This is a genomic window from Basilea psittacipulmonis DSM 24701 (assembly GCF_000743945.1).
GTDB classification, from domain to species: Bacteria; Pseudomonadota; Gammaproteobacteria; order Burkholderiales; family Burkholderiaceae_B; genus Basilea; species Basilea psittacipulmonis.
This window is the reverse complement of record NZ_CP009238.1, coordinates 356,208-371,601: the sequence shown is the minus strand read 5'-3', so window position 1 is coordinate 371,601 and position 15,394 is coordinate 356,208. Positions and strand designations below refer to the sequence as shown.

Annotated in this window: 13 protein-coding genes; 5 read left to right on the top strand and 8 right to left on the bottom strand. The window is 40.6% G+C overall.

Going from position 1 to position 15,394, the window contains the following annotated elements; genetic code table 11:
* Positions 1–56: 56 nt before the first annotated feature.
* Positions 57–1,028, bottom strand: coding sequence for a ferrochelatase (hemH, locus tag IX83_RS01660; RefSeq protein ID WP_051919041.1), 972 nt, complete (start codon positions 1,026–1,028; stop codon positions 57–59).
* 140 nt (positions 1,029–1,168) lie between these two features.
* On the opposite strand from hemH, the gene IX83_RS01655 reads away from it, so the two are divergent.
* The gene (locus IX83_RS01655) at positions 1,169–2,059 is read left to right on the top strand and encodes an NAD kinase (protein WP_038498449.1); all 891 of its coding nucleotides are present in this window, start codon (positions 1,169–1,171) and stop codon (positions 2,057–2,059) included.
* A 9-nt stretch (positions 2,060–2,068) separates the two neighbouring features.
* On the top strand, positions 2,069–3,703 hold the full coding sequence (gene recN / locus IX83_RS01650; protein ID WP_038498446.1) for a DNA repair protein RecN: 1,635 nt from the start codon (positions 2,069–2,071) through the stop codon (positions 3,701–3,703).
* A 335-nt stretch (positions 3,704–4,038) separates the two neighbouring features.
* Here the strand turns inward: recN and IX83_RS01645 are convergent, their stop codons facing one another.
* The 3 genes from IX83_RS01645 to IX83_RS01635 form a co-directional block, all read right to left on the bottom strand.
* Positions 4,039–5,334 (bottom strand): CitMHS family transporter, encoded by a 1,296-nt coding sequence (locus IX83_RS01645; protein WP_038498443.1) that lies wholly within the window; start codon positions 5,332–5,334, stop codon positions 4,039–4,041.
* A 349-nt stretch (positions 5,335–5,683) separates the two neighbouring features.
* Entirely contained in the window at positions 5,684–7,069 is a 1,386-nt protein-coding gene (locus IX83_RS01640; RefSeq protein WP_038498440.1) for a surface lipoprotein assembly modifier, read from the bottom strand.
* Positions 7,070–7,217: 148 nt separating this feature from the next.
* Entirely contained in the window at positions 7,218–8,555 is a 1,338-nt protein-coding gene (locus IX83_RS01635) for a factor H binding protein domain-containing protein (RefSeq protein WP_038498437.1), read from the bottom strand.
* Between the two features lie 172 nt (positions 8,556–8,727).
* On the opposite strand from IX83_RS01635, the gene folB reads away from it, so the two are divergent.
* Genes folB through IX83_RS01620 form a run of 3 tightly spaced genes read left to right on the top strand, consistent with a single transcriptional unit; the run spans position 8,728 to position 10,391 of the window.
* A complete protein-coding gene (folB, locus tag IX83_RS01630) occupies positions 8,728–9,093 on the top strand; it encodes a dihydroneopterin aldolase (RefSeq protein ID WP_038498434.1) in 366 nt (121 codons plus the stop codon).
* A gap of 6 nt (positions 9,094–9,099) precedes the next feature.
* Entirely contained in the window at positions 9,100–9,990 is an 891-nt protein-coding gene (gene ttcA / locus IX83_RS01625; protein WP_038498432.1) for a tRNA 2-thiocytidine(32) synthetase TtcA, read from the top strand.
* A 14-nt stretch (positions 9,991–10,004) separates the two neighbouring features.
* Positions 10,005–10,391, top strand: coding sequence for a DUF805 domain-containing protein (locus IX83_RS01620; RefSeq protein ID WP_038498429.1), 387 nt, complete (start codon positions 10,005–10,007; stop codon positions 10,389–10,391).
* Between the two features lie 245 nt (positions 10,392–10,636).
* Here the strand turns inward: IX83_RS01620 and IX83_RS01615 are convergent, their stop codons facing one another.
* From IX83_RS01615 to betA, 4 genes are all read right to left on the bottom strand, one after another.
* Positions 10,637–11,353, bottom strand: coding sequence for an amino acid ABC transporter permease (locus IX83_RS01615; RefSeq protein ID WP_038498426.1), 717 nt, complete (start codon positions 11,351–11,353; stop codon positions 10,637–10,639).
* A gap of 25 nt (positions 11,354–11,378) precedes the next feature.
* A complete protein-coding gene (locus IX83_RS01610) occupies positions 11,379–12,122 on the bottom strand; it encodes an amino acid ABC transporter substrate-binding protein (protein ID WP_038498422.1) in 744 nt (247 codons plus the stop codon).
* A 231-nt stretch (positions 12,123–12,353) separates the two neighbouring features.
* The gene (locus IX83_RS01605; protein ID WP_038498419.1) at positions 12,354–13,388 is read right to left on the bottom strand and encodes a hypothetical protein; all 1,035 of its coding nucleotides are present in this window, start codon (positions 13,386–13,388) and stop codon (positions 12,354–12,356) included.
* 20 nt (positions 13,389–13,408) lie between these two features.
* Positions 13,409–15,091 carry a choline dehydrogenase gene (betA, locus tag IX83_RS01600; RefSeq protein ID WP_038498414.1) on the bottom strand — a complete coding sequence of 561 codons (1,683 nt, stop codon included), beginning with the start codon at positions 15,089–15,091 and terminating at the stop codon, positions 13,409–13,411.
* Between the last annotated feature and the right edge of the window lie 303 nt (positions 15,092–15,394).

Here is a 15,394-nt window from a genome sequence, read left to right as displayed (position 1 = left end):
CGTGCCCTTTCACCGAACAAATAACGTGCATCTTATCTGTCCAATGAATTCTGGAATCATCCTATTTCTTGTAAAATCAAGTCACACAGGCCTTTTGCCCATAAACCATCATCATTTAAACAAGGGATAAAACGAAACGCTTCACCCCCTAACACTTGGGTAAATTCATGTGCATATTCTTGACCGATTTCTTCCAAAGTTTCGAGACAATCTGCGACAAGGCAAGGACTATGAACATCCAAACACTTAACTCCCGCTTCTCTTAATTGTTTCATCATCTCAACCGTGCTCGGTTCAATCCATTTGTCTCTCCCAAACTGACTTTGAAAACTGCTATAAATCTTTACATCCTCTCCCAAAGCCTGTTTCATCAATTCACTTGTTTGTAAGCAATCATCGTAATAAGGATCACCTTGATCGATATAACGTTGCGGAAGCCCGTGGTAGCTAAGTAACAAAGCTTCTGGCTTTCCGTTCTCTTGCCAAAAACTGAGAATCTTATTTGCTGTCGCTTGAATAAATGCAGGATGGTCATAAAAACGTTTAACATAGCGGATCTCCGGTTGATTACGCATTTCTTTCAATGCTTCACCAATACGATCGATCACCGTTCCAGTCGTTCCCGCTGAAAACTGAGGATACATGGGCAATACCAGAATTCGCTCATACCCCAATTTAAAGATTTCTTTTACTCGTTCCTTACAATCAGGCTGGCCATACCGCATGCCCACAAACACCCCTATATCTTTTTGACGAGCTTGGAATTCCTTTTCGAGTAAATCTTTTAAACGTTCGCTATACACCATCAAAGGAGAACCCTCATCCATCCATATAGAACGATATTTTGGGACTAATTTAGAGGGTCTAAAGGTCAATACAGGACCATATAAGATCGGCTTCCATAAAAACGCTGGTAACTCCACTACTCGTTTATCAGATAAAAACTGCTTCAAATACTGACGTATAGCTGATGCAGTAGGTTCACTAGGCGTTCCTAAATTAACCATTAAAACCGCTTTTTTAGTCATGCAATAGCTCTCACTTTTAGAATAATTTATAATAAACAAAATCTATTTTGCAGTTTATCATATTAGGCAACCCCTAACCCGCTACACCACGGACGATCACACCATGATAAACTGCATATCATTAATTTTATGAGAATATTATGAATTTTCCAACGATTGCCATTGTTGGTCGTTATCAAGACTCTGGCATTACACAGGCTATTAATCATCTAGCCAAATATCTTTTAAATAAAGGCAGAAACGTGCTTATCGAGCAAGAAACTGCTTTGCATACAGGCATCACTTATTTTCCTAGCATCTCTTACGATGAAATAGGCAAAAAAGCCCAACTCGTTATCGTGATGGGAGGAGATGGTACTATGCTAGGAGCGGGCCGCAAACTGGCCAAATATGGCATTCCTTTATTAGGGATTAATCACGGAAATCTTGGCTTTATCACAGGCGTTCCAAACAAAGACACCCTAGTGGCGTTAGAAGCAATTTTGTCTGGTTCATATGAAATTGAAGGTCGTACCATGCTAGAAGCCAGGATTATCAGAAACGGAAAAGAGCTCATTCGTGATTATGCCCTTAATGATGTCGTACTAAATCGATCCGGACGTAGTGGGATGATTGAAATCAGCGTACTTTTAAACGGTGAACTAATGTACACCCAAAAGGCTGACGGCGTCATTGTGGCCACTCCCACTGGTTCAACAGCTTATTCTGTGAGCGCTAATGGCCCCATCTTACATCCACGTGCATCCGCATTTTTAGTGGTTCCCGTCGCTCCCCAAACACTCTCTAGTCGCCCGATTGCAGTGTCCGACAAGGACGAACTAGAACTTCGTCTTTCTGAAATCAGTCGTCGTCCTAATGCAGCGAGTGTTCAGTTTGATATGCAAACTTGGTCTGATTTACAGGTAGGTGATCATATTTCCATTCGCAAAGCACCTTACAAAGCTTTTTTCATCCATCCCCATAAATTTGAGTATTTCTCGGTATTGCGAAAAAAATTACAGTGGAATACACTGTATGAACAATTTAACTAGAATAGCTTTATGTTACAGTCTTTACACATCCGCGACTTTGTCATTGTGAATAAACTTGACATCTCCTTTGAATCAGGATTTACCGTTTTTTCTGGAGAAACTGGTGCCGGCAAGTCCATTCTTATCGATGCTTTATCGCTTTGTTTAGGCGGTCGTGCAGAAAGTTTTTCTATCCGCGAAGGAGCTGATAAAACCGAGATTACAGCTGTATTTGATAGACCTGCATCACTCAAGACATGGTGTGAAGAACAGGACATCAACGATGAGGAATTGGTTATCCGACGCACGTTTGATTTAAAAGGAAAAAGTCGAGCTTGGATAAATGGTATTCCCAGCACTTTATCACAGCTAAAAGAGATTGGAGAACATCTGGTCGATATTCATGGTCAGCATGCCCATCAGAACTTATTAAAGCCTACTGAACAGCGTGTCATGATCGATGTCGCCCATAAAGATCTTTCTAAATCTGTTTCACAAGCCTACCAGATTTGGCAAACCGCCCTAAAAACCCTTGAAAAAGCCACTGCCGAACAGGCACTTAGATCGGAAGAACGCGATCGTCTCGAATGGCAATTATCCGAACTTAAAAAGTTGAAACTACAAAAAGGCCAATGGGAAGCACTGAACGAATCACACAGCCGTCTATCTAATGCAGCACAGCTCATTGATTTAAGTTCATCCACATTGAACCTTATCGATGGCGAACAGAACAGTGTATTACATCTACTGACCCAAGCATGTCGCCATCTTCAATCCCTATCAAAAATTGACAGTAGTATTGAACCGATTTTTAACACGATTGAATCCGCTCGCATTGAATGTCAAGAGGCATCTTCAGATCTCAATCATTATCTGAATAATATCGACATCGATCCTGATACATTGGCTGAGATGGAATCTAAAATTTCAGCGATTTTTAGTGCTTCAAAACGATTTCATTGTTCTCCCGAAACGCTTTATTTAAAAGTTATCGAAATCGAACAATCTCTTGAAACACTTGAAAAGATGGCCGATCTCGAAGCACTTGAGAAAGAGGCTAAAGAAGCCGAGCAACACTACCTAAAACAAGCTGCTACCTTAACGCAAGCCAGAAAGAAAGTGGCCCAAAAACTTTCAAAAGCAGTCACCACCGCTATGCAAGATCTCGCCATGAAAGGTGGACGTTTTGATGTACAGTTATCCCCAACTGAACCTAGTCAACACGGTGTAGAAAGCGTGGAATTTTTAGTAGCGGGACATGCTGGCACCACGCCTCGAGCATTGCACAAGATCGCGTCAGGTGGTGAATTAGCACGCATTTCTTTAGCTTTATCCGTCATGGCTAGCCAAGCCGAACGCGTACCCACTTTGATTTTTGATGAAGTGGACAGCGGTATTGGCGGTGCGGTTGCCGATATTGTAGGAAAACTCTTACATGATTTAGGACAAAAACATCAGGTCCTTTGCGTCACACATTTACCTCAAGTCGCTAGTTATGGCGATCATCATTTCTTGGTTGAGAAACAGTCGGAAAAAGATAAAACCATCTCTCGCATCACCTTGATGAATCAAGACGAACGTATTCGTGAAATCGCCCGCATGCTGGGTTCTGCAACGATTACGGACACGACGTTAAAACATGCTCGTGAGATGTTGGGGCATTAGACGATGGGTATATTTGGTTAGCTGTCGTCATGATAAAAATATGGCTACCTGTATAGAGCCTTATACACCACATTCCTCGTGATACCTAACCAACTTATAAATTACCACGTACAAGCCAATATGCCACGTTCTGCAACGATTACGGACACGACGTTACAACAGGCTCGCGAGATATTGACGCACTGATAATCATGATATTTACAGGTGTCTGGTCGATAGCTTAAAACACCCATAAAATCGCCCGTATGCTCGGTTCTGCGACGATCATCAGACCCTTTGAACATAAAAAACGGTGCTGAGATTACTCACCACCGTTATTGATACTTACACATGATTTAAATCACGCCAATCGCCCATGTGGCCAGCAACAAAGCAAGCGATAATAACCATACCCACATAAACGAATAGCGGATATGCTTACCCATTGACAAATTAGCTAACCCTAACCCCATCCATAAGGCGGGTGAAAATGGCGTTACAAAAGTACCCACAATACTACCAATCATAACAGCATAGCCCGATTGAGCAGGAGGCACACCTGAAGCCATAGTAATTTCATTAACAATAGGGAATAAACCAAAATAATACGCATCGGTACTAAACACCAATTCTAGAGGCTGACCCAAGAAGCCGATAATCAAATGCAAATTAGGTTTCACAAAATCCGGTAAGAATGCCACCAAATCCTTAGAGATAGAATCTAGCATTCCCGCATTTTTTAAGGTACCCAAAAACAATCCTGCAGCTAAAATCACCGTTGCCATCATAATAGCCCCACCCGCATGACTGCTGATACAAGCCATCTGTTCTTTCGGCGTTCGATAGTTAACCAACAAAGCAATGCTAGTGGCAACCATGAAGGCAAAAGCAGGAGGCATAAACCCACCAAATAAGACCACCATCGTAATCAAAAATAACACCACATTTGTTTTGAACAAAGCAGGTTTTTGATGTCCTGCTTCCAAAGCATGAACGAAGTTATTCCCATCCGTTACCAAGGCTCCATGCTCTGCTATAATGCGACGTTTTTCACGAATACCTAAAGCCACGGCTAATAATGCTGTCAATCCGATACCAATCACCTGAACGAGAATTAAGGGACGATACAACACTTCCACATCCATATTTAGCACCGTAGCGACTCGTCCAAGAGGACCACCCCAAGGTAGCATATTAGTAATCCCCGCACTGGCTGCCAATAACAAAAACAGTAGGTAAGGACTCATTTTCAAACGTTGGTACAACGGCAATAAAGCAGGCACCACCAATAAAAATGTTGTCGCTCCTGCTCCATCTAACTGAGCAACTACGGAAATAAAGACCGTTCCAACTGCAACAGCCACCACGTTTCCACGTGTCAATAAAATTAATTTATCAATGACAGGCTTGAAAATACCGGCATCGCTCATGATGCCAAAGAACAAAATAGCAAATACAAACATGATGGCGATTTGGACCACCGATGACGTGCCTTTGAGATAAAACTCTTTGACAATCGTGTCTAAATCAAAGCCTAAACATAAGGCCCCCACAAAAGGCACCAATACCAAAGCAATCACTGGTGATACTTTCTCACTAAGCAATAACGCCACAATGATAAAAATAATGGCTAAACCAACTATCGTTAACATACCTACTCCGATGTTTAATCCTATTTATCGAATATCAACGAATGTTCACTAAGAAATTAATCAATACTTTTTCAATATTTTTATTACTTTCCAAGAATCAAACCACTCCATTCCGCTAGAACCCGTGTTCCGTCTATACCGAATCAGTGTTACATTCATTTTTCCTGTATTTTTCTATTTTTAAAATGTCTGATTCCTTGCTATACCGCAATATTCAGCACATTCAAAAACGAGGTAATACCTTATCATTATTTCTTCAAAACAACAACATTCTTTTCGTGAAAGGTACTAGGGATAAACCCTAATATCTGTTGCATTGCTTCAACAAGACCACTTATAAAAAAGGCTTTTAAAACGTTTTTGAAAAGCTAATCAATACGGTCGATTCAGAACGATCATATAAATCGCTGAGATTGCTTTTTATGCGACGATAGGTGTAATTAATGGTAGGCTGTATGCCTTTCCATTTAGCGCTTTTATGCCATAAAGATACGCTAACATGACGTTCTTTGTCTTTGCGTTTGAGATCAAAGATCACGTGTTCCCGATCAAAATGTCGCCAACCATAATAAGCGCTGAGATGAGCTCCCCAATCTTTTTCGTAATATACCCCTGCTGAAACTCCCTTTTTACGGGAAGATAGCGACGGATCAAATGCATATTCTCGAGTATAGTCCACCCCTGCCGATAGCATCCAGTAAGGATTTATCAACCAGCGTTGATTCATCAAGATCCAATGCTGACGAGCATTATAACGATCGGCAATCACTTCATCAAAATAAGCTGTTTTTCGATATTGATAGCTACCTGATACCCACCACTTAGGTCCTAATTTTTGAAACCACCCCATTCTCACACCATAATAACGGCTGTATGCGTGCCCACCTAAGCGATTATGGTCCCAAAAAGGCAATACTCGCCATTCTTGCTTTATATTTTTGTACACATAGCCCAATACCGTCTGCAAACTCTCTTCGCGATAGTCTTTGGCATCCCAATAATAAGTGCCATTCGCCCCCAAAGAAGTGTAAAAATGGTGATGACCTATTATCTGATAACGACGTGTCGCACCGATTGTATAAGATACGCCATGAGCTGATTTCGGTCTGCTTTCTTCATCTCTGACAAACGTTTTACCATTAATCACAATCACAGGGGAAGTCGCTGCATTATTCACATTATCCGTTTTTACGTATTGAATATCAAAAAACGGTTGCCATGATTGTTGTTTTTCAATATGCCGTAAACGTGCATAAACCCTTTCTGACAAGGCTTCATCTGATCGTTTTATTAATACTGTCAGCAACTTTTTGGCTTCTTGATATTGATAATCCTCCATTAACATTAAGGCTAAATCATATTGAGAATAAATTAAGTCAGAACGATATTTCGTCAAAACCTGATATGTATGAATCGCTTGTGATTGCAGTCCTTCCGCTCGTTGCAAAGCACCTAATGCATAATAGTACAAGGCTATATCTTTATTCGGATGCTGTGCATATTGGTACAATACTGCTATCAATGCGTCCCATTGTTTGGATCGAATGAATTTTGTAATCTGTGCCTCGACAGACGAAAGCTGATATTCAGCTAGAGGTAGGGTATCGTTGGATAAGCTCATGTTCGCCTCTACCCATTTTTCACGTTGATAGTCGATCGACTGAAAATGAATCGGCTCAACTGTCAATACTTCTGCGCGGACTACTCCCAAACAGAGACTAACGCATAATCCCATCTGAGCTATCACAACCCGAACTTTACTTGGTCTCATCATTTTTCTACCGCACTTATTTTAACATAAAGAAAAAACAGACCATTCTGATGAATAGCCTGTTTACAGGTTACTATATCGATTATCATTCCGATATTATCGGTGATTAGCATTACTGCTGCTTCTTACCACCAAAACCAATGACATCCTTGCCAATGCCCTTACCTTCTTCTACTTCTTGAACTTTGCCTAACACTTCTTCTCCATCATAACCATATAAAGCAATGCTATACTTATAGGTCTTATCGTCAACGCCATTAGCGAAAGTAACCTCACCTCTACTATCATTACCTGTCTGATAGCCCGCACCATAATAGCTTTCACCAGTTAGAAGGTTTTTCTGACCAGGAGCCAAATTCACTTCCTTTAAGATAATATCACCATATGATGACATATCAGTAATCTTACCGCTACCTTTATTTTTATCAAAATCAATAGTGTAAGTAAATGTACCTGATCCTAAAACGGAGTAGGAGTCACTTCCTGAGTCAGTTCTTACAACTACAACTTGCGTATCTTTATCAAAAGCTTTACCTGTATAAGTCACCTTACCTGAAAGAGACTTCAATTCATCCCGACTCGTAAACTGACCTTTTTCTAGAATCATAAAATCATCTATCAGGCCAGACCCATCCCCAACAAGATGAGTAACCAAGGCACCTTCAATCATTGAGTAATTTTGATTGTACAAAAGTGGAGCATTTTCCTGATCATAATAAATACGGTGACTATCTGATGACCGTATCCAACGTTTTTGAGCCGTTTGAAAGCCTTGTTTCTCTGCATTTCCCTTATTAGCTTGAAAGAATGCATCACGTCCTACTTTTCCCTCATCTAAATAATACGCTACATCATCTGCATTCTCTACGCCTAACCCACCCTCAGTGACAGGTGTTGTTAGCCACTCTTTAATCGCCTCTTTGGTGGGTGGAGCATATTTGTGCAAAGGAGCGGCAGCGTTTTTTTCAGCTTCCTTATCAGCAACACGAACCTCTTCTGTAGTCTCATTATTTCCTCCTGCTTCAATATCGGTAGCATCAAAAGTATTATCATCGCCTTCTTTCTCTGTAGGAGGATGAAAATCACTATTCTTACTATCGCTGGAAGCATCGCCATCTGCCACAGCCGCTCCATTATCTACTTCTTGAGCATTTTCTGAATTTCCATTATCACCCGTTGATGACCCTGCACCATCCTGTTTTGTGCCATCACTCGATCCAGAACCTGAAGCACCTGTTCCACTGTTATCCGGCTGTGACTCGATGCTATCCCCCTGATCTGAACCGTTAACTTGCGATCCCTCGGAATTTTCACCACTTGAACCACCTGTGCTGGGAGATTCTGTTACAGGAATATTCGGATGAACAACTAAATTTGACGATTTATTCCCAGAACTGCTTGAGCAAGCGGTCAATAACGCCACAAATAAAATAACTCCTAAGCTTCTCATTTCCTTTCTCTACAAAATTTCATTTATCTATAATATGATAACACAAACAACCATCAAAATCAGAATTTTCACATGAAATAAAAAATGCTTTTATTCATTAAAAGCATTTTTATTTCTTTAACTTTATTTGAGCAAAAAGCGTTAAAATCTTTGTTTTGTATCGGATAAATGTATGACTATAAGACGCATTTTCTTTTCTCGCCTTTCCATTAATGCACGAATAGGTGTGCTAGAACATGAATTACGTGCCACCCAACCTATCGTGATTGATGCCGAACTAGATGTCAATCTAAGCCAAGAAATTAATGACAAAAACATTGATACTGTGTTGGACTATCGCTATATCCGTCAAGCGATTATCGATGAATGCACTAGAGAACATATTCATTTAATCGAAGTCATGGCTGATCGCGTGAATCAGAGAATTTTGAATGAATTTCCTCAAGTCAGTCGTGTTCATTTACGTATCAGTAAGCCTCTAGCTTTTTCTGACTGTGCTGCGGTGGGTATTGAACAAACAAATACACGAGAATCTTAATCCATCATGAAAGATAAAACACAATATAAACATAACAAGCTAGAAAAGCGTATTGTTCGCTCGGTCGGACTAGCCATTACAGATTACAATATGATTGAAGATGGCGATAAAGTCATGGTTTGTGTCTCTGGCGGTAAAGATTCTTTTACGCTTTTAGATGTGTTGTTAAAGCTACGTCAACGAGCTCCTATTAACTTTGATATCGTAGCGGTGAATCTTGATCAAAAACAACCTGGCTTTCCTGAAGAAGTATTACCACAATACTTCCAATCCATTGGTGTGGACTATCACATTGAAAATCGCGACACATATAGCATTGTCAAACGACTGATTCCAGAAGGGAAAACGACTTGTTCACTATGTTCTCGTCTAAGACGAGGTATCTTATATCGCGTAGCAGAAGAGTTAGGAGCGACAAAAATCGCATTGGGACACCACCGTGACGATATTTTGGCCACTTTTTTCTTAAATTTATTTTATGCGGCCAAACTAAAATCCATGCCACCTAAACTCGTGTCTGATAATGGAAAACATATCGTCATTAGACCTTTGGCTTATGTTCCTGAAAGCGAGATTATCCAATATGCTGCAATCGAGAACTTTCCGATTATCCCTTGCAATCTATGCGGGTCTCAAGAAAATTTAAAACGCAAAGAAGTTGCCACAATGATTAAAGCATGGGAAAAAGAAAGCCCTAAAAAGGTCTGGAATGCGTTTAAAGCCCTTAGTGCCATCACTCCATCACACCTTATGGACAAGTCACTTTATGATTTTATTAATTTGTATCCCACTCATATTGCCGATGACAATGGGGACAAAGCTTTTGATGACGAAAAGTTTCCTGATTTAGAAGAAGATACCATCATCAATATCACTCATCTGTCTCGCCAAACCTAATTAAGGAGTTTGCTATGGAAAAAAATATGTTTCAACTTTACAAAGAATGTTGGAAAAATTATTTTAATGTCAAGGGAACATTAAGCAAAGAAAACTATTGGAAAGGCTGTATTCCCGTTAGTTTTTTCTGCTATTTCTTTCATATACTGTTATGGGGCATTTGGTTAGCACCTATTGCTGAAGACCTTAGTGAAACAAGGAGCATGCTATATGTCATATCTAGCAACCTATTTCTTATTATTTTCTTTATCCCTTGGTTTACCGCTTCAGTTCGTCGAATGCGTGATATAGGTGTCAGTCCATGGTGGGCTTTATTATCATTTGGGATTTTTTTCTCGTTTTTAAGTTTTTTAGTGATTATTGTCCTAGTCATCTGTGGCAATGATAGAAAGTCTTCTTAATATTTATCTCAAGTCGATCAGTGATTCATGTCATTAGCTGATCGACTTATTTTTATGACCTCACGATTAACGTGAGTGAAGCCTCGTCTAATATTTCACACACTCCAAAACAACACATAGATGATACGTCTGCACACGATCAACGTATCATCTATCTCATCATGGATAAACTCACAATCAGCAGCACTACATCGCTAATAAACACCAAACCACATGTATGAATCCCCCATCAACGCATCTTTCATTTACCGCGTCACGTAACGATCTTGTCTTCGTTCAATACGTTTTTGGATATAGAACAATACCCAGCAAAAGCCCCAATACACTAAGGCTGCTTCAATAAATACGGGCAAGAAATCATAGCTACGATTTCCCTCTTGCTGAGCCACTCTAAACAACTCCGTTACCGTCACCACCGATGCCAAAGACGTATCTTTAAATAAGCTAATAAATGTATTCGACAAAGGTGGTACGGCTACACGCGTGGCTTGAGACAAAATCACATACAAAAACGTTTGAATATAACTCATCCCCAATGCAGCACTAGCTTCCCACTGGCCTTTGTGAATTGACTGAATCGACGCTCTTACTGTTTCAGAAGCATAAGCCCCTACATTCAAAGAAAACCCAATAATCGCCGTAGGAATTGGATCCAGTTCAATCCCCACCGCTGGCAAGCCATAAAACACGATACACAACTGCACCAACAAAGGCGTACCGCGAATCATCGCCACATACAGGTTCAAAAATTTCAATAGGATTTTGTGCCATACGTGGGTGACAGGCATTACCTTAAAAAAGGCCACCCCTACCGCAATCAGCAAGCCAAAAATAAAAGAAATAATGGCCAACGGTAAAGAAACCAGAAAACCCGCTTTGACCATCGGCCAAAACGCATGAGCAACCATAGTGGCTCTGGCTTGATCCATAAAAGGCAAGTGACTGAGTAACTCAATTATCATTGACCATGATTCCTTAAACAGACATTTACTCTACCGAGACATCTTCACCAAAAAACTGGATTGAAAGTTTTTTCAGTGTGCCATCTTCACGCAATGAACGAACAGCTTCACTGATTTTTGCTAAAGCATCTTCCTGTCCTTTATTGGCGACAAACCCCGCTCCATTTTTCTCTGATGAACGCCATGCAATCTGTAAAGAAGCATTAGGATGGGTATTCAAATAGTCCAGCAAAGCCAAAGAGTTATTAATCGTCAAATCAACTCGCTTTTGATTTAATAAGGTCAATGCTTGGGCCATGCCATCCACAGGTACAATAACGGCCTCATTATCGCGAGCCAATTCACCATAATTACTACTTAACGTCTGTGCGGCTTTCAACCCTTTAATTTCTTTGATATCCTGAAATACTGGCCCATCACGATGGGTTAAGACCATCGGACCAGAATAATTATAGTTTTCAGATTTATCAAATGTCGCACGACGTTCTGGCGTGGTTAGGCTAACTTGATTGGCGACCAAATCATAACGCCCTGCTTTCAAGCCTGCTAACATAGAATCCCAGCTCGTTTCACGAAATTCAATTTTGAACCCTAAACGATCAGCCACTGCTCTAGCCACTTCCACATCATAACCAGTCAGTTTACCCGTTTCATCGTGATACGTAAATGGCACATACGTACCCTCTGTCGCAATCGATACCGTTCCACCATTTTCAATACGCGTGAGCAAATCAGACGCTTGTGCTGCTACCGTGTTGCCACTAGCCATAACGATTTTTTAAACATACTTGACTCCCTAATAAAATCTTTATTCTAACGATAAGTGTATCAGTTTTTATTTAGTATCGCTTAATAATCGATTCAGCTATATGGCGAATAAGTACCCTGCACACCGTGTTCATCGCTTACCTACTTTAGTTTAGATGGCTTGATAAATGCTTACGGTAGTAGCTAACTTGCCCATTAAAACTCAATTCAGCAAGTCTAAGCAAAAAGACATTTACGATAATTTAATATCCTGTCCTTGCAAATCTTTTCTTGTCAATGCTGATAAATATTGTTGATGATATAAATTGCCATTACGTTCATCACACACTTTGGCAAATTCGCGAGTTTTTTCAGCCGTCTCTTCATCGAACAATGACAAGGCAAAGAATAAACGTAAAATATCATATTCATCACTGGCATCGATAATCGTTTCTTGATAGCGATCGATCATTTCGTTCAAATACTCATACTCTTTTAAACGGGCCGCCGCTTCCATTAACAAGGGGATTTGATTCAATATACACAAAGACTGTTCATTTACCGCAGCAATGGCTTTCGGCAAGAGTTTCTTAGCTTCTTGGATACGACCCAATTCAATTAAACTAAAAATCACGCTCGAGTAGGTAATATGCGGTACTTCGCCACATGATAATTCACCGTTCATTAAAGGAACCGCCATTTCAACCGCTTTTTCATAATCTTTGATAAAGTACAGATAATATACGTGATCACTAAGCTCGCAAGCAGGGCAATCCTCCATCTCCTCATCTTTTGGACTATCTTGCCATAGATGATAATATTCTTTGGCTTTCGCTTCATCTCCCATCAAAATCGCTTGCAACATACCCACTTTATAAACAGGCACAGAAGATATGCCACCTAATTGTTCATAAAAATCTTTCATCTTAGCGATATTGGCTTCTATTTCTTCTCTAGAAATACTAAAATCCCTGGGCAAAACCGCTACTACCCATTTGAAACGCCAGAGAATATGCATCAATTTATCGTGATACAAGAATTTAGCCAAAGGAGAATCATCTTTACCATTGACCAAACGAGACAATAAATATTCCAAACAAAATAATCTAAGATGAACGCGATAAGGCTGTCCTTGTTCCTCTCCCACGATAAGTAAAGCAATCTTTTCTGCCAAAGCAAACTCTTTTGCTTCAATCGCTTCATTAAAGTATGCAATCAATCTTTGCTCTTGTTCAGCAATAGACAAAGGTTTTATTTCCGCTTTAATTTCATCAATACGTTCTGTCATTGTTTTACCTCATTTCATTTTTACGCTTCACGTTTAGGCGTACCTCTTACAGGTGCACCATTAGCCACATAGTAAGGGGCTGTTGAACGTGGCAATGGATCGCGACCACGAATTTTGTCTGCAATTTTCTCGGCCATCATAATCGTTGTAGCATTCAAGTTACCAGTGATGATATTCGGCATAATCGACGCATCCACTACACGCAAACCTTCTAAACCATGCACACGACCTTGTCCATCTACTACTGCTTGATTGCCTTCGCCCATCGCACACGTGCAAGAGGGATGATATGCCGTTTCGCCATGCTCACGTACATAAGCATCTAATTGTTCATCAGTCTGAATATCCAACGTAGGGGTAATAGGCTTACCACGATAAGGATCTAAAGCTGGCTGATTCATGATTTCACGCGTAATACGAATCGCTGCACGGAATTCTTCCCAATCTTGTTCATGGCTCATGTAATTAAACAGAATACTTGGATGCTCTTTCGGATCGCGTGATTTGAGTTTCACACGACCACGGCTTAAAGAACGCATCGATCCGACATGAGCTTGGAAACTATGTGTCTTACTAGCACTGCGTCCATCATAACGCACCGCTATCGGTAAGAAATGATACTGGATATTGGGCCACTCAAACTTATCATGAGTACGGATAAAGCCACCTCCCTCAAACTGATTGGAAGCCCCCAAACCTGTACCTTTGAACAACCATTCAGCCCCAATCGCAGGCTGATTCCACCAATAAGTAGCAGGCGTAATCGATACGGGTTCTTTACATTCATATTGAATATACAATTCCAAATGGTCTTGCAAATTATTCCCCACTCCAGATAAATCCAATACTTCAGCAATACTCAGTTCTTTTAACCACTGTCCAGGCCCTACACCACTACGTTGCAAAAGCTGAGGTGAAGCAATCGAACCGCTGGAAACAATCACTTCTTTCGCCGCATAAGAGATCTTCGTTTCACCTTGATGGCTGTAACGCACGCCTACACAACGTTTCCCATCAAATACTAAGGTATCCGTCATCGCACCCGTTAAAATAGTTAAGGTATCTCGTTCTTTGGCAACGTCTAAATAGCCTCTCGAAGTTGAAGATCGACGACCCTCTTTGGTCACAAAACGATCCATAGGACCAAAGCCCTCTTGCTGATAACCGTTCAAGTCTTCTGTTCTCGGATAACCTGCGTCCACGCCTGCTTGAATCATCGCTTCAAACAAAGGATTCGTACCAGGTTTTGCGGTAGTCACCTCAATTGGCCCATCACCTCCATGATAATCATTTGCTCCCGCATCACGACATTCGGCTTTCTTAAAATAAGGCAGACAATCCAAATAAGTCCAATCTTCTAAACCTTTAATCTTTGCCCAGTGGTCAAAATCCAAAGCGTTACCACGGATATAGCACATACCATTGATTAAAGAAGAACCTCCCAAACCCATACCACGACTACAATCCATACGACGATTATTCATATAAGGTTCAGGATCAGTTTTATAACCCCAGTTATACGTTCTTCCTTGTAAAGGCATAGCTAAACCAGCGGGCATCTGAGTACGAAAATCCAAACGATAATCTGGACGACCTGCTTCCAACAATAATACACGAACGCCCGCATCTTCTGTTAAACGTGCTGCTAAGCAACTTCCAGCTGAACCTGCGCCCACAATAATGTAATCGTATTCTGTTTTCATCTTATTTCCTTTACATAGTATGTTCTTTGGGTCAACGATAAATATCTATCTTCTTTAAAATCCAATATCCGCACTGCTTTTCATTGAAAACGCCTATTCATCAAGCTTTCCATACGCGATCCATTCATGATTCAAAAAACTTACCCAGCCAATCATCGTGTTTATCATCACTCATCAAACCGCCCCAAACCAAGCGTTCATCGGCTGTTCGAGCGCGATTAAAGCACGGAGCGAAACTCACCTGATAAGCATCGTTTCCATCACCACTCATCAAACCGCTTCAAACCAAGCATTCATCGGCTG